We start from the raw sequence: 23569 nt of genomic DNA, 5'->3' as shown, positions 1-23569 counted from the left end.
CGGGGTGTCCGGCCCATCACCGTTCACCCCCATCGACCTGCGGAAACCCTTGACCGGCGGTACCCGGTTCACTCGCCGGTTCTAGGACCGGCAGTGAGGCTGGGAGGGAACCGGTGGATGAGACGGGTAGTGAAACCGGCGGCCGGTCGTCGTGGGCGTCGGGATCAGTGGTGGGCAGTCGGCGGCGCTTGTCGGCCAGGGCGCGTTGGGCTCTCGATAATCCTGTGCGTGCCCGTGCGGCGGCCCGGAGCATGTCCGCGCGGTCGGGAATCGCATCCGGCAGCGGCAGCGCCGATAGGTTGAACGGTGCAACGGCGGTGCCCGCGTTCAGGATACGGGCACTGATTTCGTAGCTGGGCCGTCCCGATAGATCGTTGTCGTCGAAATAGGGGCGGAAGTGCCGGGCCAGTTTTGTTGCGTCGTCGGGGGATACGGTGAACACGATCTTGTTGCGGGCGTTCGCGTCCACCGCGCCCCGGATCTCGGGTGGGAGCTGGTCGAGGTGCTGGTGGGCCAGAACCAGACAGACGCGGTAGCCGCGGGCCTCGGCCAGCGCGTCATCGACGCCGATGGGCAGGTGCAGGAAGTTGTGGCATTCGTCGACGATGAGGGTGGCGTCGGGCCGATCCTCGGGGGCGCGGTCGGCGCGGCGCACCGCCGCTGCCCACAATCCCGACAGCAGCAGCGACCCGATCAGGCGGACTCCGTGTTCGCCGAGTTCGCCCTTGGGGAGGCGGGCGATGAGGATGCCGCCGTCGAGGATGTCGGACAGGTCGAAGGTGGAGGGTCCGGGGGTGGCGAGCAGGTCGCGGGCGAATCGGTAGGTCAGTACCGACCGCAGCCGGGAGATCACCGGCCCGTAGCGTTCCTGCCGCTGCGCGTCGGTCAGGGCGTCGTAGCTTTCCCAGAACCCGTGCAGGCCACCGGGTGTGCCGTAGCGGCCGGTGATGCGGCGGTGGTAGCCCCGTTCGGTCAACAGCGGAATCAGATCCGCCAACGTCGCCCCCGGTAGGCGGATCAGGGTCAGACACGCCGCACGGAACAATTCATCCATGCGCGGCCCCCACGAGCGGGCGTAGATCTTGGCGAAGGTGCCGGTCAAGGTCTCGGCCGTGTACTCGTGCGCCGCCGGGGACACGACGTCGCCGGACCCGAAACCGGTGGGGGCGAGGATGTTCCACACTGGGGGTGCCTCTGTTTCGGCGGGATCGAGGATCACCAACCGGTCCGCGCACTCGGCGGGGAGCCGGTCCAGGACGTGGCGGGCCAGGTCGCCTTGGCAGTCCAGCAGCACTGTCCCGCGCCCAGCTCTGGCTTCGGCGACGGTGAGGTTGGCCAGCCACGTCGATTTCCCCGCGCCGGTCACGCCGGGCACATGGATATGGTGGCGGGCGTCGGTGACCCGCAGCCCGATCAGCTCACCGGCGTTTAGCCCCAATGGTTTCGGGTTGGTGCGGCGTGGGTCATCGGGCGGGGTCAGGCATAGCTGCGGCACGGTTGTCTCCTGCGTCGGGTCGGGTCGGGGATTGGGCTGGGCGGGGTTCATCGCGTGCCTCCGGTGTGAGGGCGGATGGGGTTGGGGTGTGCGGGATTTCCGTGCGTGCGCTGGCAGATATCCGGTAGCGGGAGACGCAGGGGCTGCTTCGCCGTGGACTCGGTCGGCGCGCACACGGCCTCGGGAGGTGTGGAGGCCGTCGAAGCGGCGGCGGTCGGGATGGTCGTGGGTTTGGAGGTGGGGTGGGGCCGGCGGGCCACGATCGGTTGTGCGGTGCGGGCGCGGGCCGGGTTAACCGGGACCCCGTAGACACCGCCGTGGGCGGGCAGGTGCCACAGTGCGGCCAGTTCGGGCGCGGTCGCCACGAACACCGCCCCGGGTGTCCTTGTGGTGGTCGCGGCGCGGGCATGTCGGGCGCGGCGGGTGAGCAACCCGTCCCCGGCGGTGAGGACCGGGTCGAATCCGTTGGTGATTCGCTCGACCTGCCCACGCAGGTAGCGGGCAGGCACCGACCCGCAGATCGCCACCCGCACGCTGACCCGCAGGTGCGGTCGGGCGGCCTTCTTCGCCACCACCTCCCGCTGCCACGCCGCGGTCACCGGATCGAGGTCCGCGCCGGTCTGCTGGCCGGGGCTGGCGCTGCTGTGGCCCGGCAGGAGGATCCCCGTGAGGTCTTTCAGCAGCGACCACGCCAGCCCACAGAAGGCGAGTGTCAGGCGGGCGCTCACCGGGCGGGTGGTGCCGGTGTCGCGTTGCGCGGACACGATCACCTGCACCAGCGCGGTCTGTCCCGGCGAGCGTTCGGCCAGCACGGTCAGCATGTGCCCGAGCGGGTCGGGGGTGTCGATGGTGGCCAGCGGACCGTGGGTACGGCGGCCCGGGTCCAGCAGCGGTGACCAGGCTCCGGCGCGGGGCATGATCTCGTGTGCGCAGACCCCGCCCCGGCCCGCCAGCTCGGGTGGGGTGGTGGGTTCGACGGTTGCGCCGGGCCAGGCCCCGACGATCATGTCGGTGATCGCCCGCACAGACAGACCGGGCGGCACGAACACGCCGATGCGGGTTCCGGCGTCGGTGGCCACGAACTCCAACGCGACTGACCTTGCAGCCCAGGGCCGGCGGCGTGTCCGGCCCAGCAGGCCGGCCAGTGATCGCGCGAAGTCCACCCCGGCATCCCGGGGCAGCGCGGCGGGCGGGGTGATCTGCAACCACACCGCCTGCGCGGCTTCCCGTGACCGGCAGCGGCGTCTGTACCAGCCCGCCACCAACCGGGCCAGGAACACGGCCACGGTGACCGCAGCCAGCAGCGGCCGCTGTGCGTATGCGGTGTGGCCGAGCGCGGCCGGGGCGTTGGCGATGAACGCCCCAAGCTTGGGAATGGTCTCGATGCTCATGCGTGCCTCCATGCGAATTGATCCGGGCAGGCGGGTGCCTGTCCTACCGAACGACTCCGGTGATCGCGGCCGAAATCAACACCACCTCCTCGACGCATTCCGCGGTCCGTCCAGAGCTCTCCCTTCACCCCCAGCACATGTCTCCAGCACCCCGTATTTCGACGCGACCATCGCAGGCTTTCTCCGCGACGGACATTGAATTGATCAGTCACCCTCGGCGCTGGAGCACTGCACTGCCCGTGGACGAAAACCGCGATCACCTCCTCGATGGAGACCGAACCGTTTCCGGACATCTGGCAATCTCCTCTCACCTGATAGATGCCTCTGCTACCCCCGTTTGCGACTTCTGCCCGCGATCGAATCCGTGGAGCAAAGCGACCGGGCTGGCTCCCCGCGACCGGTGCCCTGGAAAGGCGATAGATCGGGAGGGGGACGGCCGACCAAGAAGACCCGCACACGAACAGAACAGGAGCACAGGACAGGCCGGACCCCGCGCGAAGTGTCGTTCCCGTCGGCGAGGCCACACACCCGAACTACGGATCTCCCTCATGCCCTGTACTGGCATCTCAAGGCCGCAAAATCCGACACGGCTACCGAATCGTGACCGAGCGCCCTCCGGGATCCGAGGACACGGCCGACCCCGTGTCGGTCGAGACGAGGGAGGACGAGACGAGGGAAGAGACACTCGGACGAGGCATTCGTGATGCTGGTCGGATTCGGCACGAAGCGCCCATCGTTTGCGATGTAGGGTGTGAAAGTCCGTGTCAGGGTGGGACTCTCACCCACATACCAGCGTTCGAATCGGGGGCTCATGCGAGGCAACAGGAAAGCAGCAGCCGGTGGTTCGCCGAGAGTTTCAGGCGCGGATGTCGAAGCAGTTCGGGCCATGTTGGCGAAAGAGGTTGCCGTTGCGGCGTCGCCAGACGGCTCGGTCTCGGTCGCTGTGGGTGCCGACGGCAAGGTCCACCGATGGGTCGTTACCGATCGGGTGCGTAGCACCGATCCCGAACGGGTTGTGGCCACGGTAATCGAGCTGATCGGACAAGCCCGTGCCGCAGCGTACGACGCAGTCCGCGCGGGAATCGGAGGGGTAGGCGCAAACGAACCTCATTCTGGTCCAAGCGGTCCGGCGTCTCACGAAACCGGCGGTAGTAGGTCCAGCTACGTGGATGCGGTGGAGTACGACGATTGGCAGCGAGAGCAGCGTTTAAGCTCGCCCATCCGGAACTCTACGAACTGGTGACGAATCGCGGCCGATGCTCTTCGATGACCGGAAGCAGCGGATCCTCAGCCGAGTTCGCGCGGCACCTTCCCCACAGGTAGGGTTACCTCGCGTTGGATACGTAGCCGTTAAGGGGGATATGTGACATCGGAATCGGAGAACTCCACCGAAATATTCCAAGTGGTGCCTGCCGAGGTCACCGACGCGGGCCAATTCATGCAAATGACAGCCGAAGAATTGATCAACGGAATGCGGTCGTTGGACAACGAAGTGGCTGATCTGCTGAAAACATGGCGGGGACGCTCGGCCACTGATTACAGCGACGGCTGGACGGAAGTTCACAAAGGCGCGACCGAGGTGCTCCAGGCACTGAAAGACATGGCCGAGTTGCTGGGAGTGAGTGGGACAGTGTTCGCCGACATGGATCAAGGCAATGCCAGTGGATTCGGGTCGTTGCTGAATCTCCCGCCAGTCTGACCGAAGGAACTCCCATGAGCGACGATGACTCGTCATATCAAGTGAATCTTACCGAGTTAGATGACATTGCCAATCGCCTAAAGGGGTTCGTTGGTTTTCTGTCTGACAGCCTGACTGGCCTCGAGCAGCGTATTACTGCATTGCATGTGACGTGGACCGGCTCGGCCGCAACCGAGCATTCCGATGCATTCAAGAAATGGTTGACGGGAACCGCGGACGTCTCCGACGGTATCGAGAAAATGCGTCAGGCCGCCATGGCAGCGCACGGCCGTTACACCTCGGCGATCGAGGCGAATCTGAATATGTTGGGCAGAAAATGACAGCTCCGACCGCAACAATCAATGTGGATCCCAGCGTCTACTACGACGCCGCGACAATCATTAATAAGGCGGGCGCAGCCTACTTCACGGTATTTCAAACCCAGCTCGGAGTTCTCCAAGATACCAAGGAGATGTCCGGCACCGTCGGCGACTGCGCGGACTGGGGGAAATCCTACGATCAGAAGGCTGACAGCGCCTATGGCCTGATCTCGAACCTACTTGCCGCGATCGACAGCTACACGACGATCCTTATTGACGCTGGTTACAACCACGCTGTGGCCGACTACCCGCCTGACAGTGGTGGGCTCGCACCAACGAAACCCGCGGCTCCGCCACCAGCGATGTCGGTATGCCCTCTGATGCCAGCCTCGGCCGGTGGCAAGGGCAACGGACTCATCGATGACGGACTCGATCTAGTGTCCAAGATCGGCGTTCCAGTTCCCGACGGCGACACCGGCAAGCTACTCAAAGCTGCGGGCGCTTGGACGGAGATGGCCGCCTCGGACGCGGCCGTCAAACTCTCCAGTGAACTCGAACGGGCCGCGGCGCTGTTTCAGACAGTGACCGCACCAGAAGTCGAATTCATCAGCGGCGACATCCGTTCGATGAAGGATGCTGCTGGCGATGTGGTCTCTACGTGTAAAGATATCGCCAAAGCCTGCCAGGATCAGAAGACCGCGCACGACAATCTTCGGGAAGATCTGAAACATACCCTCGAAGACTTCCGCGACGAACTAATCAAAGAACTCGCAATCAATGCTGCTGTCAGTGTTGCATTGTCCTTCGTTACTTTCGGCCTCGGTGCTGCTGTAGGGGTCGCGAGAACTGCTAAGTGCCTGGAGAAGTTCGCCAAACTTCTTCGTAAGGTGCTCGATCTAAGAAAGATCGACAAGGCTGTCCATGTTGAGAAAGAGACTGAACAGACTCGAGCGGAACTGCAACGTATCGCTGATCTCCTGAGTAAGCGAGTTAATGACCTCAAGCAAGCAGCTGAACGCGCGAAGGCCAAGCTCGGCAGTACTATGGAGAAGTATCTGCGGCCGAACGAATTGGAGACGGCTAAGCGTCTAGCGGACGACCCGCGATTCGCTGGGCGAACTTTCGAATCCCCTCCGCCTCCAGACCCCGGCTACGATTGGTATGACGACCTCGGGCGCAAGTATGACGCCCTGGGACGTGGAGACAAGTCGGAATTCCACAACTTCGAGAAATTCAAAGATTCAATTGATCACCATCTAGTGAAACAGGGGAACGATTTCACTGTGATCGATATGACGGGGTATACTCCTGAGCAAATCGCAGAGGTTCGGGGTTACGTCGATTCACTGCCGCCGTCATCACAACAAAAGATCATTAGGATGGGATTCTGATGCTATCGGTTCGTTTTGGGTCGGAGAATGAGTGGTGGGTATCGGGCTCGGTCTTCGATCGGCTCTTCGATGCCGCCATCGGGTATGGGCTCATGCCTGGTGACCTTGAGGACTGGCGCTATGTGGTGGACGCCAACGGCGGAATGGATGTGAACAAGGAGAAGCCGCAGGACGCTGGCCGTTTCAAGGATGCCCTGCTGGAGTCTGCTCAGAGAGAGTTGAGCTCGGTCGAACGGACACAAGACACTTGGACATATACGACGTCTCTTGAGAAACTCGTCAAGCTTCTTGCCAAGGATTGAGGGAACGCCTCCTGTAGACAGTCCTTGTTGTCGGGCAGCCACTTGTCGCGAGCATGGAATCGTCGAATACCCCCTGCCTATGCGCGATGCCGTCCATGCAGACGTTGCAGATTACCCACCGGTACTCGGTGGAACACGCGACCGTCCGCGATCAGCAACGTTTCATCATGCACTGAAGTCACTTTCGACGGATTATCGGAGATACCCCAACTAACGGCGACTTCGACAACGACACAAGCCAGTACTACCACCACGAGGTCGGCCAGTGCGTTCATGTAAACTCCTCAAACTCAATATCTTCGATGCTGAGGCTGGACTGCGTTTCCTTGCCGGTGGTGGCGAATAATCGGATTGGCGATCCATTCCGGATGTTCGCTCACCACCGGTACGGTTGGGCGGCCAGTTCGCCCAGTCCTTTCAATCGCGGGTGGTTCAGCGGCAAGACCGCATCCCAGTACTCAGCACGTACCGCGTCCCACAGGGAGAAATGCCCAGGGAACCATTCGCGTACCTGTGCCAGGTCCGGTTGCGGTGTGCCTTCGCTGAAGTAGACAGTGCCGGGCGCGCCGCCGGGGAAATCGGCAATCGATCCGTCCGTGCGAACCTGGTATGCGGCCCGTCGGATAGACGCCTTGTCGGTGAACGACACCATGACGATACGGTCGTCGACGAGTAGCCAATTGGCTGATAGATCGCCGATCTCGGTGATATGGAACATGTTTCGGTCCAGCTATTGGAAGTAACGGCCGCGTGTCGAGAGCGTGCGTCGGCCGCGGTCGGTGATCTCCCAGGCACCGCGCCCGCCGCGTCGCCTTCCCACGATCAGCCCGCGCGATGTCAACTTCGACACCGCGTGCCGGGTCCGCCACATGGTGAGTTGCGCTGATTGCGCGATCGATTCGATGCCGAGGATCCCGCCGGGCGCGAGCGAAGCCAGGACCGCGACCTGTGCTTGATCGAGTCGGGTGGTTGTGGTCATGGGGAAACGATGAACCCGCTGCCGACGTCGGGATGGCACCAGCGGTGATCCTGCGGAATTGGCGTGAAACCGCAGCGTGCGGTCGATTTTGGGCCGTATTGTTGTCCCAGAATGGGAAATCATGGCGGCCGGACAGGGAGGACGGACCATCATGTCGGATGCCATTGCGGGCCAACACAGCCAGACCGACGACACCGCCAGTAGCACCCTGCCGCGTCGACAGTTGGGCCGGATGCTGCGCGAGGCGCGCGAGGCGTCGGGGATGTCGTTGGAGGAGGCATCCCGGTTGATGGAGTGGGGGAAGTCGACGCTGGGACGGTTGGAGAAGGGGCAGTCGGAGCGGGTGCGAGTTCGTGAGGTGATCGGCCTAGGCGAGTTGTACGGGGTGAGCGAAGAGAAGATGGCCGCGCTCAAGGGGCTTGCCCAGCAGGCTCCGGTGCGGTCATGGTGGCATGCCTACGGGGACCTGATTCCGGCGAACGTCAACCTGTTCGTCGGATTAGAAGCCAGCGCAAGGGAACTCACGTACTACCAGCCCCTGATCGTGCCCGGGATTCTCCAGACCGCCGACTACGCCCGGACGCTGGATCACAGGTTCTTCCCCAACGAGACCGATACAGAGTTGGACCGCCGTGTCGAACTGCGGAGGCAACGCCAGCATGTCATTCTGCGTAAGCGTCGGCCCGCCAACCTGATCTCGGTCCTGCACGAGTCGGCCGTACGGACGCGGGTCGGCGATGGTCACATCATGGCCGCGCAACTTCGTCGATTGGCTGATCTCGGCACCGAAGCGAACATCCAAGTGCGGCTGCTGCCGTACCGGGCGGGGTTTCCGTTGGGGATGCCGTTGCCGTCGTTCACGATCCTGGATTTCGGTCGTGACCAGCGCGGGAAGCTACTCGAGCCTTCGGTGGTGTTCGCCGAGAGCTATACCGGTGCCATGTACTTTGAGCGGGTCGCCGATGTAGGAAGGTTCCGCGACGCGTTTCAGGAAGTCCTGAAGGCGGCCTTGGAAGTGCGTCCGACCCGAGATCTGTTGCGAGAGATAGCAAGGGAGCATGAGAATGACCGCTGATCTGACGGGAGCCGAATGGTTCAAGTCGAGCCACAGCTCCGGAGGGCAGGAGTGCGTAGAGGTCGCGTGGCTGAACGCCGAGGCGGTCGGTATCCGTGACTCGAAGAATCCGGCCGGCCCGGCGCTGACCTTCACACCCGGCGAGTGGGACGCCTTCACCGCTGGCGTCAAAGTCGGAGAATTCGACCGCCCCAACTGATTTCGAGCATCCCCGGAGCATTGAACAACCGCTGGCCCCACTTCGATCGAGATGTCGAAGAGGGGGCCGGTCTCTCACGTCTGACGCAGCTCCCCTGTACCCGCCGTCTCTGCGAGGCGGGGCCGACCCCGAGGTTCTCGGCATGCACGATTCGGCGACAGCTGCCTAACGCCACCACCGAACTGATCTGCATTCATCGTCCGCGCGCCAGGAGCGGGGCGCATGCTCTCGCGTCGGGCCGCTCAGGGCAGAAGAAGGTCACCGAATTGAGAGCAACACAGACGGTCAAAGGTTAGACAGAAACCCTTCGACGCGTTCACCGCGTCCTGGTCGCGGTGGAACATGGGAGGATACTTCTGAGCTACGGCGTCATAGTTCGCCAGGGAATTATCGTTCCATAAAATAAAACCGACTGCTAGGTATTTACATAAGGGCTTCTGATGCCGCTAGATAGCGGGCGGTATGGGCACATCCAGGATGTGTGTGGCCATACCTTGAATAGCCAAGCGACTGACGACTAGTGCCAATCACTGTGCAGACACTTCCTGACTTCAGTTTTCTTGCTACCGTTTGAACACGGTATGGCCATAGAGGTCGAGATGGCGTCAGTGAGATTCGAGCTGACTAGAGATGAGGGGGCAGCGTGCACCAGTCTGCGTACAGTGAACCGATCCTGCGTTGGGCTGGAGGAAAGCGCTGGCTACTGCCTACCATTAAATCCGTTCTGGGGAATATCGTTGTAAACAATTATCACGAGCCTTTTCTTGGCGGTGCTGCAGTATTTCTGGGGACCTCGTATTCGGGCGAGGCGTTTCTTTCCGATATCAACGCGGAGTTGATCGAAGTATACGAGTGCATCCGAGACGATTACGAAAGTGTGTTTGACATACTGGAAGGTCACGTAAATACCCCTGAGCATTACTATCAAACTCGGAGCGAGGTGCCGGATGCGCCGATTGAGCGCGCCGCTAGGTTCATCTACCTGAACCATACATCGTTTAACGGTATCTATAGAGTAAACCTTTCGGGGACTTATAACGTCCCGTACGGTAGCCGAAAGAGTATTAATCTTCCTGCGCTGGACACCTTGAAATCTATTTCAGCGCGCCTTCAGCACGCGAAGCTCGAGGCCCGCGATTTTGAGCACTGTATTGAGAATGTCGAGCCTGGCGATCTCGTGTTCTTGGATCCCCCCTATACGGTTGCTCACAATAATAATGGTTTCGTGAAGTACAACCAGAAACTATTCTCATGGGCCGATCAATGTCGACTCAGTAACCTGATAGATAAAATCAAGAGTGCAAACGCCTACTATATATTATCCAACGCTGCACATGATTCGATAGCCGAACTATTTGAAAAAGGTGACCAGCGGGTTGTAACACAGCGGAAGAATGCTGTTGGTGGAGCATCATCCGCGAGGGGATATGCATCAGAATACCTGTTCACCAACGTGGGGCGGGCATGACTAAAGGCGATTCCAGTAGTCGAAACGACGTGCAGAAGTACCTGATTCCTTTCAAGAACATACCTGCGGAGGTACGTCGCAGGTTCGCGCAGTATCACATAAAATCCGTCCCAGCTTCCGCCGTCGCCGATCTCGAAAGTGATGGTTGGCTAAAAGAAAAATCAATGAAGACCGCGGTCAAGATGAGAAAGCCAAAGACCGCATGCGAGCGCTTTGTTGACCGCACCTGGGCAACATTTGCCAAGCTGGGCTTCACCTACATGAGTAATTCTTTGGGTGGTACATGGCTGGCGGACAACAGTCCGCGGGACCTCGATATATTTGCGGCAGATGACGAGGTCGCGCTTGTCATCCTCTGCCGCTATTTCGACGAAGGTAAGACCCAGAGCTTTAGGGCTGACATTGATTTCCTGCAAGCCCAACGCAATAGGATCATCAGCCGTATAAGGACCGAGTTCCCTGGCCGCAAGATCAGGTTCATCTTGGCTGCCGGAAACTGCGACGTATCGGCTCAGACGTTGACGACACTTGAAAACGCTCAGATTTCCTATATGGATGAGGACATTCTCGAATACTACAGAGACCTCACAGGGCATCTCGGTAAGGCTGCCAAGTATCAATTGCTCGGCAGTCTATTCGCGAATCAGAAGATTCCTGAACTTGAACCGCGTGTCTCCGCGATAGAAGCACGCATGGGTGGACATACCTACTACTCGTTCGTAATCGAGCCGGAAAGGCTACTGAAAATAGCGTATATCCTCCATCGAACCAAGGCGAATCAAGGCTTGATGCCAACCTATCAGAGGCTAATCCGTCGGCCGCGCCTCGCGGCCGTATCAAAATTCGTCGAAGGTGGCGGATTCTTTCCCAACTGCCTGATCTTGAATATTGATTCCGGCAGGCGGGGCGGCGTGCGGTTCGATATACATGGGGGCCAAGTACCTGATTCTAAGAGCCGCACGGGGACGTTATACCTGCCACAAACATATCGTGCGGCATACGTTATTGATGGCCAACATCGGCTGTACGGATACGCCAATTCGAAGCGAGCTGGATCGGATCTCATTCCAGTCGTGGCTTTTGTGGACCTCGACCGCGCAGAGCAGGTGAGGATATTTATGCAGATCAACGAGCATCAGCAGGCAGTGCCGAAGAATCTCCGCAACACTCTGAATGCTGACCTTCTATCTGATTCTCCGAATCTTCGAGACAAAGTTCGCTCACTCGTGCTACAAGTGGCTCAACAACTCGGCGAAACAAAACCGTCGCCACTATACGGGCGAGTTCTAGTTGGCGAGAGCGTTCGGTCGCCGATTCGATGCATAACCATAGATGCAATCAAACGCGGTATCGAACGCGCAAATTATCTCGGTGTCTTCGGAAGATCCGACGTGGTTCATGTTGGGACTTTCTATGTCGGGACAAATGAAGAAACCGTTGCGCGATTGGTTGAGTTTCTTGAACTTTGTTTTGATTACATCAAGGGCGGGCTTAGGAGTCAATGGGATCTTGGCAGCGCGGAGGGTGGGTTCGTATTCATAAACATTGGAGTTGAGTCGCTGCTGAGGATATTCAGTGACGCGGTTGACCATATAATTGGGGACCGCGATACTACGCAAGTATCAAGTCATCCCTCGAAGGTATTCGAAGAAATAAAATTCCTGCTCGATCCAATGATTAGCCATCTTCAAGGCCTTTCTCCCGAAGAGCGATCGGAGTATCGGAAGCAGTACGGTTCAGGTGGCAGCACTCGCTATTGGCGCCGATTGCAGATCGCCATTAATGCTGAAGTTCCAGAATTCAACCCTCCCGGGCTTGCCGAGTACATCAAGGATGAAACGAAGCAGTTCAATAATGAATCTTCCGACATGGTGAGGGAGCTTGAGCATTTCCTAAAGAGTGACATTAGGGGCCGCCTTGAAGATGAATTCGGCAATGAGTGGTTCAAACGAGGGGTGCCGAGGGCCGTTCAGAGCGAGGCTGGAAAAATGGCCGTCGAGAAGAATCTGGAACGGGGCACCGAAGATGCGGTAGAGGCCTGGGATTGCCTGTACCTTCTGGACTACCAGAAGATTCTTACAAATGATCATGCCAGGTGGGTGAGTTTGTTTGAGAAGCGGTACACGAAACCGGGTGATGAGCGGTCTCGTGGATCGTGGAAAGATCGGACTAAATGGTTGCAGAAGCTAAACGTAATTAGGAATGAGTTGTTTCATGGAGGATCGGTGAAAGAAGACGACTACGAATTTCTCATCACATTGAAGACTTGGCTAGTTGAAGGCAAGGTGGACAACGATCTGTAACCACTAAAGCGAGATACGGAGAGGCCCCGTCGCGCCGTGCGCTGGGGCTCTCGTTGGTGTCAGTTACTCGAAGGGTTTTCATCGGCTGGAGGTCTCGCACTCAACGTGCGCCACCGTCGCAGGACTCGCCGTCCGTAATTGTTCGTTCCAGCAATGCGATCCAATTCCGCACCCGAGGGAGTCCGGCCGTTCGCTAGCTGCTCCTGGTAGTAGGCCCACATCTTCTGCTCGGCGGTCAAGGTAACTCCCGAGCGAGACGCGGTATCGGTCGATTCTGGACGGCCGTGGTCTCGAGTCTCGGATGCGGGTCTCGTCTCGCAGCCGCTCTCGGCGCGGCGCTGGAGGAGGGCTCGGTTGAGCAGTTCGACTGACAGCAGCAACGCCAGCGGCGGGCACCCCGCCACTACCAATCCGAGCCCACTCACTAGCGGCGCGCTGTCGAGGTTCGCGCACAACGACAATCCGACCCCAAACAGGAACGCCAGCCATGCAACCCGCCGATGTCGACCGGCTCGGGTCTGCCAGAGTTCGATCGTGGCGACGGTCATCATGCCGTCCACGATCAGCGGCCAGATCCGGGCTGTGGCCTCATCTGCCCCGAACCGCAGCGCGAACATGCGCCCGTGCCGGTATGAGACGTAAGCCGCGCCCAGGCACACCAACGCCACGCACGCGCACTGCACCCACAACCCGCGGCCCTGCTGATCCCGGTAGTCGGTGGCCATTACCGATCACCACCCACGGCCACGCGACGGGTACCCACCGGCTTGATCCGGATCTCCGGTCCGTCGGCGGTCAGGGTGTTCGGGTTGTGGAGCGTCAGGCCCACAACACAGAGAACCGCCCGTGACCTCGGCAGAGATCATGGGCGGTTTTCGTTTTCGGAACTACGTGTGATCTTGGTTATCAGTACCCGTCCGCAGCGGCCGCGATAGCTGACCGAGCAGCGGCGTCGAGAGCCTCGGCGACGGATTCGAGATCGTCCGGGAAGAGATCGGCGTACGTGTCCAGAGTCATGGCCGCAGACTTGTGACCGAGCATGGTTTGGACGGCCTTCACGTTCGCGCCAGCGCTGATCGCCAGTGACACCGCGGTGTGCCGGAGATCGTGCGGCGAGACGTACGGGAATTGCGGCGCCTCGGGATTCGCCGCGCACCCCTTTCTCTTCGGATCTCGCAGGCGGGTGACCGCGGGCCGGAATACGCGCTTCCGATATGTGGACACCCGGACACCGCGCCCTGCGGAGAGGCGAATACGAGAGCGTCTCGACCCTTGCCGCGCATTAGAGCGGCAAGTTCGTCGGCCAGGAACTTCGGAAATGGGACCGAGCGGCGCGCGTGGGTCTTGGTCGTGGACCACACCGCTCTCCCCTTTACTTCGGCGACGGCCTCGCGGATGTTCACACGGCGGCGGAGCATGTCGAAGTCAGACACTCTGAGCGCGGCCATCTCGCCCCACCGCAGCCCGGTATAGGCCAGAAACCGTATGACCGTGGACATCTCGGTAACCTCACGGGTCAAGTGCTCGACCTGAACATGGGTGAGGTAGCCGCGGGCACGATGCTCGGCCGATCACGGTGTCGAGGTCCGCGAGCCGGGGCGTGGGGACCAGGCCGTCGGGGCCGCCGTCGCCGGACCCCGCGCGCAGCACGGCGAGCAGGTTCCGCAGCTCGCGGATCGAGGCCTGGCTCGTGGCCTGGATCGAGTCGAGGGCCGAGCGCGCCTTCGCCGGGTCTCGATCGAGCACGTAGAGCCCGTACCCGGATTGGATGGAGACCACGCTCATGCTGTGGGCGATGACGTCGTGCAGTTCACGGGCGATCTCGGGCCGCTGTTCGACGAACTCGGCGTGCACCAGCCGGCGCTTGTGCCGGGCGAGGTCCGTGCGGTACGCGCGATGCCGTGCGACCGCGTACCCGATTGCCCACGCGCTCGTCGTGGCGATGGCGGCCACGGCCCCGAACTGCCGCAGGTCGGCATGGCCGATGAATGCCAGGGCGCCTGATGCAGGCGTCGGAAGCCTATGTGCGGCAAGTGATCCACGACTTCAACGCCCCACGGATTCGAGGCACTGGACCCAAAATGGACACCGTTGGCGAATTCGCTTGAGGACACACCAGATTCGGCATGATCGACACCGAGTTCGGTGCAAGGGCTTGTCGACACTCAGCGCGATATCACCATCGCCCTCGACACCCGGATCACGCCGGAACTGATCGCCGAGGGAATCGCCCGTGACGTCGTGCGCGTGGTCCAGAAAGCACGCCGCGACGCCGGATTCGACATCTCCGACCGAATCACAGTGACCATCGCCGCTATTGGTCAGGCACGCGGCGCGGTCCAGCACCATCGAGCGTTCCTCGCCCGCGAAACGCTGGCCGACGAAATCTCCACCGTCACCGAACTCGACGACGGCTACCCTATCGACCCGTACGCAGACGGCCTGCTCGAGGTCGGCGACGGAAACCAGGTGTACTGGTGCACCAGCGGCAACCCTGCGGGCCAGCCGGCGCTGGTGGTGCACGGCGGGCCGGGCAGCGGAAGCAGCCCGCGGCAGCGGAAGTCGTTCGATCCGAAGGTATTTCGGATCGTGCAGTTCGACCAACGCGGTTGCGGGCAGAGCATTCCGAGCGCCGCTGACCCCCGCACGGACATGGCCGTGAACACCACCGAGCACCTGATCGCCGATATCGAGCGGCTTCGCGCCCACCTCGGCATCGACCGCTGGCTGCTCTATGGCGGGTCCTGGGGCTCGACGCTGATCCTCGGTCGTTGGCCACACTCTTCGTGTTCCTCGGGGTGACGGTATCGATGATCTGCCCGTCGGTGAAACAGTCACCGTGCCAACGAAAATGCGACGCCAGATCCGCTGGCGCTTCACCGTGCGCGACCCCACGATGAACTTCACCCCGGCCTCGTCGAGTTCTTTCAAATTACCGGCGGACAACATACCCGCGTCCGCGGCGGCGACCATCGGCGCGTCACCGAGGTCGTGGCGAGTCCGGGACGCCTCGATCACCGGCAGGATTTTCGATGAGGGCCATGGCGGCCCGCTGTGCGTCGAAAGCATGGCGGCTGAGGTTGTGTCGGCCGCCATGCGTTTCGTTCAGCGGACCTGCTGGGCCCGGTCAAGGAGAATGAGGGGTATAGCGGTCGCGGCGAGAGCGGCTCCGATCACGCACACCGATGTGAGAGTGGCCCCTTGTGTCAGTGAAGCGGCTGCTAGAACGGGGGTGATGCTGATGCCCAGTTGGAATGCTGACACGGTGGTGGCGCCGGCGAGGGTCGGGGCATCGGCTGCGATTGCGAAGACGCGTCCGTATACGGCGGGGTTCAGCACGAACGCTGCGATGCCGATCAGGAATACCGTAGGTACCACCGCCCAGACTTGCCGGATTGCGATAGTCATCACCACAGACAGGACCACGATGGCCGGTGCTCCGGTGAGCAGCGCGAGGTGAGGGCGCTGATCGGAGATGCGGCCGCCGATGGACAGACCGACGAACGCTCCGACCCCGAACAGCGCGAGGATCGCCGGAATCCAAACCTCGGGGACGGCGGTGATATCAGCAAGCATGGCTGCCAGGTAGTTGAATGTGATCATGTATGCCGCCGTGGTCAGGATCGTGATCGCGTAGATGCCCCACAGGATCGGTTTCCGCATCGTGGCGAGCTCGCGTGCCACGCTCGGCCCGGTGGTCGGGTTGGTGTTCGAGTCGACTGCGGGGAGTCCGAGGCGACAGCCGATGATCCCGGCGACCGTGAGGGCCACCACGGCCCAGAAGCCGCCGCGCCATTCGGTGAAGTGGCTGAGCAGTGTGCCTGCGGGACCGCCGGCGACCATTGCCACGCTGAGTCCGCTGACCACGACTCCAGAAGCGCGGGCATTCAGGTCCGGCGTCACCAGGCTGATCGCAGTCACCGACGCGACAGCGAAGAAGCCCGCATAGGCGATACCCGAAATCACCCTGGTGAGCAGCAAAACTGGGTAGTTTCCGAATAGTCCGATGACAATACTGGCTGCAAAGACACTCTGGGTTATCACCAACGCGGTCCGGCGAGGCCAGTGCAGACCGAGCACAGCCAACGGCGGCCCGCCGAGCACCACACCCAGCGCAAACGCGGTGATCAGAAGCCCGGCTGAGGAGAGCGTGGTGTCCAGATCGGCGGCGATCGCAGGTAGTACGCCGGCCAATAAGAACTCCGCGCTTCCCATCGCGAACAGGCTGAAACCCAGCAAGTACACACCGATGGGCAGCCGTTCGGAGCGACTGGTTCGAGACCTCTCTGTGTCGGTGTCGACCATCAGCTCGCGCCCCCGACATCGAGCAGTTCAGCCGCGACGGCAGCGGACAGCTCCTGGTCGAGCAACCAGCTGGTCATTCCAATTGCGGCAGTCGAGCCCGCGCCCGCGGCGGCGATGACTCGAGCTCGGGGGTTGACCACGTTCCCGGCCGCCCAGACCCCGGCGCAACTCGTGGCGCCTTGGGAGTCGACGGCAACAAGTCCGCTCACCGGGTCCTTGGCCGCGCCCAGCGTGGTCAGGATCGTGTCGTGGGGCACTGGCCGAGGTGCCACGAAGATGGCCGAACACCCGACCTTCTCGCCGTTGTCGAGCTCGATCGCCATCGAGTTCCCGGACGCGGTGTCGGCACTCGTCACGACGCGCGTAACGAGTGCGTCGATCAGGCGTACGCCGTACGCTGTGAGGCGCTGCCGCTCTGCGGCACCGACCTCGATGCCATTGACGCAGAACGTCACCGACGAACTGTAGCGGCGTATCAGCGAGGCAAGATGTGTCGATACTGCTCCCATCTCGCTGCCGATCACGGCGATGGTCCGTCCCCGCACTTCGTAGCCATGGCAGTGGGGGCAGTGATATACCTCGGATGGCCACCGCTCGGACAGGCCCGGGATGTCCGGTAGCTCGTCGGTCAGTCCGGTTGCGACCAGCACCGACCGAGCGCGCAGGGTGCGGTCGTCATCGAGCTGCAGCTCGAAGGCGCCGTCCGACGCGTGCCGCGCGTCGGTCACCGACGCCCGCATGAGCCTCCCGCCGTAACGGGTCAGCTCGGCTTGCCCGGTCGCGACGAACTCTCTCGGCGCCATGCCGTCCCGGGTCAAGTACCCGTGCATGTGGTCGACGTGCTCGTTCCGGGGCGCACCGCTATCAACGGCCAAGGTCGCGAACTGCGCCCTCGCGAGTACAACCCCGGCCGACAATCCGGCGGCCCCGCCACCGACGATGATCGTGTCCCAAAGCACCTCTGACACTGATCCATTGGTTGGATCTGTTGTTGCGTCCATTCGGATCACCTCCACTGACAGGATCGAGAATTCGATCGATATCGACAAACAACGTTGCTGATTCCGGGACAGATTTGGTTGACTGCATCCCATGGACGAGCAACCCAGCGTCGGTGCCGTGATCGAACAGATCGCTCCTCGCCTGCGGCACGCCCGCGAGAAGAAGGGCGTCAGTCTGGCCGACCTCGCGAGAGCCACTGGCATCTCGACCAGCACGCTGTCGCGTCTGGAATCAGCTCAGCGCAAGCCGAGCCTCGAACTCCTCCTGCCGATCACCGCAGCGCTCGGCATCCCCCTTGACGAGATCGTCTCAGCACCGCGGATACTCGATCCGCGCGTGCCGCAGCAGCCCACGAGGACAGGTGGCCGAGTCCTGATCCCGTTGTCGCGACATCAGGGAGAACCACGCGCCTACAAGATGACCATCCCCACGCACGACAAACAGCCCCACCTGCGGACCCACGCAGGCTACGAATGGCTCTACGTGCTCCGCGGACAACTCCGCGTGAAACTGGGCGATCACGACTTCACCATGGGAGCCGGCGAAGCAGCCGAATTCGACTGTCAGATCCCGCACTGGTTCGGCGCCACCGGAGGCGGCAGCGTCGAAATACTCAGCCTCTTCGGAAAACAGGGCGAGCGCATCCACCTCCGCACCTCACGAAGCTGACGCAGGAATCGCCACAGGTCGCCGATAGCAGCCGCAGCGGACACGATCGAATCGGCCGTATATGGGCCGCCCATGGGCCACAACACCTGGATCGCGTCGGCGCGATCAAATCTTGCGGGGGTCGTTCATGACGCCACCGCCGCGCCGTCGCCCGAAACGAACTCGGCGAGCGCCTCATTCAGGTCAGCTTGCAATGCAATGTCTTCGCAGTGGGGCACATGTACATGCACGTCGTTTCCGAAGTGCACGATCACGACCTGCTCGCCGTCATCGAATCGCCGGTGGAAGGCCGATGCCTTGCCGACGGTCACCAGCGCCGCACCCTCGGGCGCTGTCTCGAGCGGGTATTCCAGGGAACTTTTCGAACGGGGCATTGCCTCGACTCCTTCGGAACCAACAAGTGAAAACTGTTGGTACTCAGGAAAACTCGAAAACAATGCCTAAAAGGTTCGAGCAAGATGCCTGCACGCCGTTAGCGCCACTGCCACATCATCTTTCACCGGAGCCAGTGTGCCACCGAAGAGCCGCGAGCCCACAGCAGACCGGCGCTTACTCTTGACCAATACTGCCCGGCGGGCCCAGGCGGAGCTAAGGAGTGTGTAACGAAGACCTCATCCCCGCCAGCGCCGCCAACTCCTCCCGCCGCAACCCCGGCGTCCGCCGCAACCCCGGCCCGACCGGCAACCCGACCTCCCCGGGCCCGATCGCCCCACGTCGCGTCTTCAGATACTCGGCCAGCGTGTGCATTCCACCAGTCTGCCGCTCGCCCCTACGGCCGGCGCTCCCCAGGCAACCGGTCAGCCGCGCAGCACAAAGTAGGCCGCGCTGCCGAGCCCGGATCGGCAGGAGCGTCGCGCGCTACGCGCCGCCGAGCGCCATCGACGGCACCGTGCGTATCGAGCAGTCGTCCGGCGCGGGCTGCCCCGCCAGACGGTCATCGATCCACCGCAGGGCCGCAGCAGTCGCAGCGACTTCGAGACTGGGGTGCTCGCTCATCTGGTCCCGCATATAGGTGATCGGCGCCCCCGATGCGCACCAATTCGCCACCGCCTGGTCGACCCATGCGATGCGGACGATCTCGTCGTTCACGGCGTGATAGAGGAATGTCGGCACGGTCGGCGCCGTGATGCCGTAGTCCGTCTCGTCGAAGAACGCCTGTACCTGCTCGAACACTTGCGAGAAGGGGATCGTCAGGTAGTCGTCCATGTGCAGGAACGGATACTTCTCCACGAGCGGCACCGAGCATTCGTTGTCACCCGCGGCCATCAACGCTTTCCCGGCAGGCGTCAGATACGTGTCGAAAGCTGCCGCCAGACGTGGATCGGCGCGCATCATGCCCGGCAGGAGCGACAGCAGGAAACCGGAGAACGGACCGCCGTCGAGCGACTGCAGATAAGGGCCGACAGGCTCTGACGGCCCACCCGCCCCACCGCCCCGGGCAACACCGACCAGTCGTACTTCGGGAGCGTAGGTCGGCTGCAGCTGCGAGATCCAAACGCTGGCCAACGACCCGCCGGAATAGCCCGCCGCAGCAACCGGAGTATCGGTCCCGGACAGGCCGAGCGGCGTGAATGCCTCGGCCGCGCGCACGCCGTCGAGCGCGGTGTAACCCGGCTGCTTCGGGACGATCGTCGCCCCGTTCGACCCCTCCCAGTCGGGTACGGAAATCGCGTGACCGGACGACAACATCTGGTCGATCTGCAAGAAATCCAAGGAGGCGTCGTACTTGTGGTCCAGCGGGACCGCTCCCTGCCGGAGCGCGTACGAGGGAGCGCACTGCGGGGCTGAGGCATCCTCGGCAGCCTGATAGGTGATCAAGCCCTTGACCTGCCCGGTTCGCGGGCGCAGCACCGTCGTCACGGTCGTCATGGGCCGGCCCGCGTTATCTGTCGTTCGATACAGCAACTGCCAGGCATCGGCGTCCTCCGCCTCCGGCCGCATCGAGGCCACCTCGACCGGCCGCGAATTCAGGATGGTGCCCGGCGCCGTCGATTCCCAGCCCGACGGCGGGGTGTAGAACGGGTCGTTCTGCGGAATCGGGATCGGATCCGCATTGCCAACCGCTGCCGGGGTGCCGGTGAGGCACAGTGCGGCCGTTGCCGCGATCAGAACCGAGCGCAGTTGCCGACGGCCGACCGCTGAACCCCCTGCGCCACAAGAAGATGCGACTTTACTCATCATTTGCACTCCCTCCGCCAGGGAGGCTACACACCTGTAGAGGACGCATACCCGCAATCCGACGAAAAAGATGACTGGCAGCCGCAACCACTCCCCGGCGCCAGATCAGCCGGTCACCGCACCGAAAATGTCTCCCCCGCAAGGGAAGCCGGTCCGCATCCTCCGTCGACCCGGTCGAGTTCAGCGGCCAGCTCGGCGACGGCAACGGCAACGGCCATCGGCTGCTCCGACAGCCCAGCCAAGCCGGGAATCCGCCCTTCCACCCGATAGCCAGATGATCACTATCCGGATTCCCCACCCGGCGTGTCTGCATGACAACACGCCGGACAAAGGAGCTATCAGAGCGTCCAACTAAGTCACATCAAATCAGGTGAGCGCCTTGAACAATCGAATCCATGTTCGGTTGCCGAAGATCGTCAAGAGTTGACGTAGTACCTGATCATCACACCTTTCTGGCTTGTCGTTGACAGTCGGCGGTAGGGCACGGTAGTCACCCTCGGCGGTACCGAGAAGGTCAGGGGTTCGATTCCCCTTAGCTCCACAGAACCGCAGAACCGCATGCGGCTCTGCGACTTTCGGCGGCGGTGGTGACTTCGCCCGGCCGCGCTACCTGAGCGCGGCGTCCGCCCGAGGCGTTCGGCGGCGTCGGTGCGGAGTTGGCGCGCCGACGCGGCGGCAACTCGTACCCAATGACGCCGGCCGTTCGGCTGACCCGCGGAAATCGCCGGTGCCGTGGCCTATCTGGCCAGCGGCTACGCCGACTACATCAGTGGCGCGACCATCCGGGTGAGCGGCGGCGACATCCGGTCGGTGATCTGAGCGGAGTCGGGCGCCGCCTCCACCGAGGAGGGCAGCGTTCAACGGATCATTAGTCGTCCATAAGGTTCCTTCCGCAAGATCACTGTCGATCACGATGACGCGGAAGGATCGGCAAATGCGTTTCAGGGCAGTGGCTTCGGCAGTGCTGGTGGTGGCCGGGGCGGTAGTCCCCTGCATGGCGGCGGGACAGGCGCAGGCGGAAGAGCCGTGGTGCGGGGCCTCACGGCTGGGCCTCACCGTGCAGCCCGAGCTCGGACAGCCCACCGGCAGTCAGCGCACCGCAAGTATCGTGCTGACGAACCTGTCCCAGGAATCCTGTGTTCTGCAAGGCTTCCCGGGAGTCGACCTGGCTGCGGTGGGCGACAATGGCCGCGCCTCGCTGCCCCGAACCACCGAACAGGGCCAACCGGTCCACCTGCCCGGGGGCGGTCAGGCCAAGAGCACCCTGACCTACGTAACCGGCACCGATACCCCCACCGAAATCATCGTCACCCCACCCGATTCCACCACCCAACTGCATGCCGCCTGGCCCACCGCCCTGGGCTCGATCACGGTATGGCCCCAAGGCGCGACCCACCCGGGCACCTACATCGGTCCCCTGCACGGCTGAGCGCTTGCCGGGTTTGTGCGCGTTTCAGCTTGTCGGCTCAGTCGCGGGTGCCACTGCCGCGGCCACACAGCCTCGCCGCGCCACCGCAAGGCCGCAACCGTCAACGTCGTGCGCGCCGGCGGCAGAGCCCTCCGCGCCGAGGAACAACTCCGGCATCGCGGTCCAGTGAGGATGATCGGAAAGGAAGGATCGAGGGAGCTCACGCCTGGCGCGGACGGCTGGTTTCGCATCCCCCACCCCGTGCAACATCACTCTGAAATAGATGTCAGTCACTTCCGATAGGCTGCGCCAGTCCCCTTGGTACATGGGGACTTTCGACAACTGGGGAGTGAAGTATGAAAATGTCGGTCCTTGCTCGTTCGACCGTCGGTATCGCCGCAGGAGTGGCGATGGGGGTGGCCACCATCGTCTCGGCTACGACCGCATCAGCAGACATGACCATTACACCGTCGCAAGCGTATTGCGTTGGCACCACCTATGCTGTCACGCTGCCTGCGGCAGATGCTGCGGCACTGTGGGCGCAAATGCCTGCCGTCGAGACCGCTCTGAACGAGTGGGCACTGGTGGAAACACCGTCTGCCGGCAGCGGACTGTCGACAACCGTCTCCGCCCCGGTGAAGTACGTCGCCGGCCAGGACGTGACTGTGCAGTGGACGCCACCTGCGGCAGGGCAGTGGCAGCTCATGATGGCCCCATACAGCCAGGGCGGCTACGGCACCCCCTTTGGAGGGCCATTGGCAGTCACCGTGGTGCAGTCCGCTCCGGCCGGGTCGAATTGCACCCAGCCCACCGGCACGGGAACCGGTAGCGCGAGTTCCATTCCGGTGATCGGCGGTCTCCTCAGCAGCCTTTCGGCTCAGAAGTAGTAACACCCTGTCGAAAGCCCTGGCTTGTCAGGGCTTTCGACAGTTCGCAGAGTGTCCGCAGCAGTTCCACGCGTCGCCTTGCTGACCAACGTCACTAACGCTGACTTCAAGATCGTTTTTCGCCGCCCACGGGCGGCACGGAAAGGTAACCATGAACGTCAGGAACACACTCGTCCGCATGACGCTGGGGACGGCCGCTATCGCCGCCGCCATCGTGACCAACGCTGGCACCGCAGGTGCCGATGTGCAGCTGCAGCCGATCAACAACGGCACCCAGCAGAACTCCGACATCAGCGGGTACGGCTCGGGTAGCGCCGCCGGCTCCGGCCACGCCATCGGCGACATGATCGGAAGGCTGCTTTTCCAGAACAACAACTGACCCCGCGGGTCCGTGCCCGCGCCTCGTCCGGCAGGTAGCGTCGGGACGATGTGCCGAGACTGGCCTGGACGGGCTGCTCCGGCGGCGACCCCATCATCGACTCACCACAGGTTCCGATCCTGTCACCCCGACTGTGTGGT

The 23569-nt window shown here is 62.3% G+C and carries 24 protein-coding genes and 3 pseudogenes; 14 read left to right on the top strand and 13 right to left on the bottom strand.

From position 1 onward, the window contains the following. Positions 1–16 precede the first annotated feature (16 nt). Together ACFXHE_RS27805 and ACFXHE_RS27800 are read right to left on the bottom strand one after the other, a co-directional pair. Positions 17–1495, bottom strand: a complete 1479-nt coding sequence (locus tag ACFXHE_RS27805) for a type IV secretory system conjugative DNA transfer family protein (protein ID WP_379387397.1) — start codon at positions 1493–1495, stop codon at positions 17–19. A 47-nt stretch (positions 1496–1542) separates the two neighbouring features. Beyond that, positions 1543–2886 carry a hypothetical protein gene (locus ACFXHE_RS27800; protein WP_379387396.1) on the bottom strand — a complete coding sequence of 448 codons (1344 nt, stop codon included), beginning with the start codon at positions 2884–2886 and terminating at the stop codon, positions 1543–1545. A gap of 1363 nt (positions 2887–4249) precedes the next feature. Between ACFXHE_RS27800 and ACFXHE_RS27795 the strand changes: the two genes are divergently transcribed. The 4 genes from ACFXHE_RS27795 to ACFXHE_RS27780 are packed head-to-tail and all read left to right on the top strand — an operon-like array spanning position 4250 to position 6577. Then, positions 4250–4585: a WXG100 family type VII secretion target gene (locus tag ACFXHE_RS27795; protein WP_379387395.1), complete on the top strand. Its 336-nt coding sequence runs from the start codon at positions 4250–4252 to the stop codon at positions 4583–4585. Positions 4586–4599: 14 nt separating this feature from the next. Further along, a complete protein-coding gene (locus ACFXHE_RS27790; protein ID WP_379387394.1) occupies positions 4600–4905 on the top strand; it encodes a WXG100 family type VII secretion target in 306 nt (101 codons plus the stop codon). Next, positions 4902–6275 carry a hypothetical protein gene (locus ACFXHE_RS27785; RefSeq protein ID WP_379387393.1) on the top strand — a complete coding sequence of 458 codons (1374 nt, stop codon included), beginning with the start codon at positions 4902–4904 and terminating at the stop codon, positions 6273–6275. The genes ACFXHE_RS27790 and ACFXHE_RS27785 overlap by 4 nt, the downstream gene beginning before the upstream one ends. After that, positions 6275–6577, top strand: a complete 303-nt coding sequence (locus ACFXHE_RS27780; RefSeq protein WP_379387392.1) for a hypothetical protein — start codon at positions 6275–6277, stop codon at positions 6575–6577. Before ACFXHE_RS27785 ends, ACFXHE_RS27780 begins: the two co-directional genes overlap by 1 nt. A 77-nt stretch (positions 6578–6654) precedes the next feature. Here the strand turns inward: ACFXHE_RS27780 and ACFXHE_RS27775 are convergent, their stop codons facing one another. The 3 genes from ACFXHE_RS27775 to ACFXHE_RS27765 form a co-directional block, all read right to left on the bottom strand. After that, entirely contained in the window at positions 6655–6852 is a 198-nt protein-coding gene (locus tag ACFXHE_RS27775; RefSeq protein ID WP_379387391.1) for a hypothetical protein, read from the bottom strand. A 101-nt stretch (positions 6853–6953) separates the two neighbouring features. Beyond that, positions 6954–7295 carry a hypothetical protein gene (locus ACFXHE_RS27770; RefSeq protein ID WP_379387390.1) on the bottom strand — a complete coding sequence of 114 codons (342 nt, stop codon included), beginning with the start codon at positions 7293–7295 and terminating at the stop codon, positions 6954–6956. 12 nt (positions 7296–7307) lie between these two features. After that, positions 7308–7556: a hypothetical protein gene (locus tag ACFXHE_RS27765; protein ID WP_379387389.1), complete on the bottom strand. Its 249-nt coding sequence runs from the start codon at positions 7554–7556 to the stop codon at positions 7308–7310. A gap of 121 nt (positions 7557–7677) precedes the next feature. Here ACFXHE_RS27765 and ACFXHE_RS27760 point away from each other — a divergent pair, with 121 nt between their 5' ends. The 4 genes from ACFXHE_RS27760 (at position 7678) to ACFXHE_RS27745 (ending at position 12601) form a co-directional block, all read left to right on the top strand. After that, on the top strand, positions 7678–8631 hold the full coding sequence (locus tag ACFXHE_RS27760) for a helix-turn-helix domain-containing protein (RefSeq protein ID WP_379387388.1): 954 nt from the start codon (positions 7678–7680) through the stop codon (positions 8629–8631). Further along, the gene (locus ACFXHE_RS27755; RefSeq protein WP_379387387.1) at positions 8621–8830 is read left to right on the top strand and encodes a DUF397 domain-containing protein; all 210 of its coding nucleotides are present in this window, start codon (positions 8621–8623) and stop codon (positions 8828–8830) included. The genes ACFXHE_RS27760 and ACFXHE_RS27755 overlap by 11 nt, the downstream gene beginning before the upstream one ends. 643 nt (positions 8831–9473) lie before the next feature. Then, on the top strand, positions 9474–10298 hold the full coding sequence (locus ACFXHE_RS27750) for a DNA adenine methylase (protein ID WP_379387386.1): 825 nt from the start codon (positions 9474–9476) through the stop codon (positions 10296–10298). A gap of 29 nt (positions 10299–10327) precedes the next feature. Continuing rightward, on the top strand, positions 10328–12601 hold the full coding sequence (locus tag ACFXHE_RS27745) for a DGQHR domain-containing protein (RefSeq protein WP_379387385.1): 2274 nt from the start codon (positions 10328–10330) through the stop codon (positions 12599–12601). Between the two features lie 59 nt (positions 12602–12660). Here ACFXHE_RS27745 and ACFXHE_RS27740 read toward each other — a convergent pair whose 3' ends face one another. From ACFXHE_RS27740 to ACFXHE_RS27725, 4 genes and pseudogenes are all read right to left on the bottom strand, one after another. Then, complete coding sequence (locus ACFXHE_RS27740) at positions 12661–13326, bottom strand: DUF2637 domain-containing protein (RefSeq protein ID WP_379387384.1); 666 nt, start codon at positions 13324–13326, stop codon at positions 12661–12663. Positions 13327–13507: 181 nt separating this feature from the next. After that, a complete protein-coding gene (locus ACFXHE_RS27735; RefSeq protein ID WP_379387383.1) occupies positions 13508–13825 on the bottom strand; it encodes a tyrosine-type recombinase/integrase in 318 nt (105 codons plus the stop codon). 77 nt (positions 13826–13902) lie between these two features. After that, positions 13903–14100, bottom strand: a pseudogene (locus ACFXHE_RS27730) (tyrosine-type recombinase/integrase); the annotation flags it as partial. Positions 14101–14110: 10 nt separating this feature from the next. Next, entirely contained in the window at positions 14111–14554 is a 444-nt protein-coding gene (locus ACFXHE_RS27725; RefSeq protein WP_379387382.1) for a histidine kinase, read from the bottom strand. Between the two features lie 192 nt (positions 14555–14746). On the opposite strand from ACFXHE_RS27725, the pseudogene ACFXHE_RS27720 reads away from it, so the two are divergent. Both ACFXHE_RS27720 and ACFXHE_RS27715 read left to right on the top strand, forming a co-directional pair. Beyond that, a pseudogene (locus ACFXHE_RS27720) lies at positions 14747–14992 on the top strand (DUF5915 domain-containing protein); the annotation flags it as partial. After that, positions 14987–15367, top strand: a pseudogene (locus ACFXHE_RS27715) (alpha/beta fold hydrolase); the annotation flags it as partial. The pseudogenes ACFXHE_RS27720 and ACFXHE_RS27715, both read left to right, overlap by 6 nt. A 339-nt stretch (positions 15368–15706) precedes the next feature. On the opposite strand, the gene ACFXHE_RS27710 reads toward ACFXHE_RS27715, so the two are convergent. Next, complete coding sequence (locus ACFXHE_RS27710) at positions 15707–16906, bottom strand: MFS transporter (RefSeq protein ID WP_379387381.1); 1200 nt, start codon at positions 16904–16906, stop codon at positions 15707–15709. Further along, on the bottom strand, positions 16906–17955 hold the full coding sequence (locus ACFXHE_RS27705) for an NAD(P)/FAD-dependent oxidoreductase (protein ID WP_379387380.1): 1050 nt from the start codon (positions 17953–17955) through the stop codon (positions 16906–16908). Before ACFXHE_RS27705 ends, ACFXHE_RS27710 begins: the two co-directional genes overlap by 1 nt. 43 nt (positions 17956–17998) lie before the next feature. Here ACFXHE_RS27705 and ACFXHE_RS27700 point away from each other — a divergent pair, with 43 nt between their 5' ends. After that, positions 17999–18577 carry a helix-turn-helix domain-containing protein gene (locus ACFXHE_RS27700; protein WP_379387379.1) on the top strand — a complete coding sequence of 193 codons (579 nt, stop codon included), beginning with the start codon at positions 17999–18001 and terminating at the stop codon, positions 18575–18577. A gap of 125 nt (positions 18578–18702) precedes the next feature. On the opposite strand, the gene ACFXHE_RS27695 is transcribed toward ACFXHE_RS27700, so the two are convergent. Next, on the bottom strand, positions 18703–18951 hold the full coding sequence (locus ACFXHE_RS27695) for a hypothetical protein (protein ID WP_379387378.1): 249 nt from the start codon (positions 18949–18951) through the stop codon (positions 18703–18705). A gap of 484 nt (positions 18952–19435) precedes the next feature. Further along, positions 19436–20758, bottom strand: a complete 1323-nt coding sequence (locus ACFXHE_RS27690) for a lipase family protein (protein WP_379387377.1) — start codon at positions 20756–20758, stop codon at positions 19436–19438. 931 nt (positions 20759–21689) lie between these two features. Here ACFXHE_RS27690 and ACFXHE_RS27685 point away from each other — a divergent pair. From ACFXHE_RS27685 to ACFXHE_RS27675, 3 genes are all read left to right on the top strand, one after another. Further along, positions 21690–22184 (top strand): DUF4232 domain-containing protein, encoded by a 495-nt coding sequence (locus tag ACFXHE_RS27685; protein ID WP_379387376.1) that lies wholly within the window; start codon positions 21690–21692, stop codon positions 22182–22184. A gap of 335 nt (positions 22185–22519) precedes the next feature. Beyond that, positions 22520–23050, top strand: coding sequence for a hypothetical protein (locus ACFXHE_RS27680; protein WP_379387375.1), 531 nt, complete (start codon positions 22520–22522; stop codon positions 23048–23050). Between the two features lie 178 nt (positions 23051–23228). Continuing rightward, on the top strand, positions 23229–23429 hold the full coding sequence (locus tag ACFXHE_RS27675) for a hypothetical protein (RefSeq protein WP_379387374.1): 201 nt from the start codon (positions 23229–23231) through the stop codon (positions 23427–23429). The last annotated feature ends 140 nt before the right edge of the window (positions 23430–23569 follow it).

Source organism: Nocardia sp. NPDC059229, assembly GCF_042754165.1.
In the GTDB taxonomy this organism is placed as follows: Bacteria; Actinomycetota; Actinomycetes; order Mycobacteriales; family Mycobacteriaceae; genus Nocardia.
Note: the sequence above shows the minus strand (reverse complement) of the source record. Positions and strands in the feature narration are given on the sequence as shown.

Excerpts from the sequence above, each read along its gene's own strand:
- ACFXHE_RS27800 (WP_379387396.1), bottom strand. The coding sequence starts at position 2,886 with ATGAGCATCGAGACCATTCCCAAGCTTGGGGCGTTCATCGCCAACGCC.
- ACFXHE_RS27675 (WP_379387374.1), top strand. The coding sequence starts at position 23,229 with ATGACGCTGGGGACGGCCGCTATCGCCGCCGCCATCGTGACCAACGCT.
- ACFXHE_RS27695 (WP_379387378.1), bottom strand. The coding sequence starts at position 18,951 with ATGCCCCGTTCGAAAAGTTCCCTGGAATACCCGCTCGAGACAGCGCCC.
- ACFXHE_RS27680 (WP_379387375.1), top strand. The coding sequence starts at position 22,520 with ATGAAAATGTCGGTCCTTGCTCGTTCGACCGTCGGTATCGCCGCAGGA.
- ACFXHE_RS27765 (WP_379387389.1), bottom strand. The coding sequence starts at position 7,556 with ATGACCACAACCACCCGACTCGATCAAGCACAGGTCGCGGTCCTGGCT.
- ACFXHE_RS27685 (WP_379387376.1), top strand. The coding sequence starts at position 21,690 with ATGCGTTTCAGGGCAGTGGCTTCGGCAGTGCTGGTGGTGGCCGGGGCG.
- ACFXHE_RS27780 (WP_379387392.1), top strand. The coding sequence starts at position 6,275 with ATGCTATCGGTTCGTTTTGGGTCGGAGAATGAGTGGTGGGTATCGGGC.
- ACFXHE_RS27770 (WP_379387390.1), bottom strand. The coding sequence starts at position 7,295 with ATGTTCCATATCACCGAGATCGGCGATCTATCAGCCAATTGGCTACTC.
- ACFXHE_RS27775 (WP_379387391.1), bottom strand. The coding sequence starts at position 6,852 with ATGAACGCACTGGCCGACCTCGTGGTGGTAGTACTGGCTTGTGTCGTT.
- ACFXHE_RS27710 (WP_379387381.1), bottom strand. The coding sequence starts at position 16,906 with ATGGTCGACACCGACACAGAGAGGTCTCGAACCAGTCGCTCCGAACGG.
- ACFXHE_RS27700 (WP_379387379.1), top strand. The coding sequence starts at position 17,999 with ATGGACGAGCAACCCAGCGTCGGTGCCGTGATCGAACAGATCGCTCCT.
- ACFXHE_RS27790 (WP_379387394.1), top strand. The coding sequence starts at position 4,600 with ATGAGCGACGATGACTCGTCATATCAAGTGAATCTTACCGAGTTAGAT.
- ACFXHE_RS27785 (WP_379387393.1), top strand. The coding sequence starts at position 4,902 with ATGACAGCTCCGACCGCAACAATCAATGTGGATCCCAGCGTCTACTAC.
- ACFXHE_RS27690 (WP_379387377.1), bottom strand. The coding sequence starts at position 20,758 with ATGATGAGTAAAGTCGCATCTTCTTGTGGCGCAGGGGGTTCAGCGGTC.
- ACFXHE_RS27740 (WP_379387384.1), bottom strand. The coding sequence starts at position 13,326 with ATGGCCACCGACTACCGGGATCAGCAGGGCCGCGGGTTGTGGGTGCAG.
- ACFXHE_RS27755 (WP_379387387.1), top strand. The coding sequence starts at position 8,621 with ATGACCGCTGATCTGACGGGAGCCGAATGGTTCAAGTCGAGCCACAGC.
- ACFXHE_RS27760 (WP_379387388.1), top strand. The coding sequence starts at position 7,678 with ATGGCGGCCGGACAGGGAGGACGGACCATCATGTCGGATGCCATTGCG.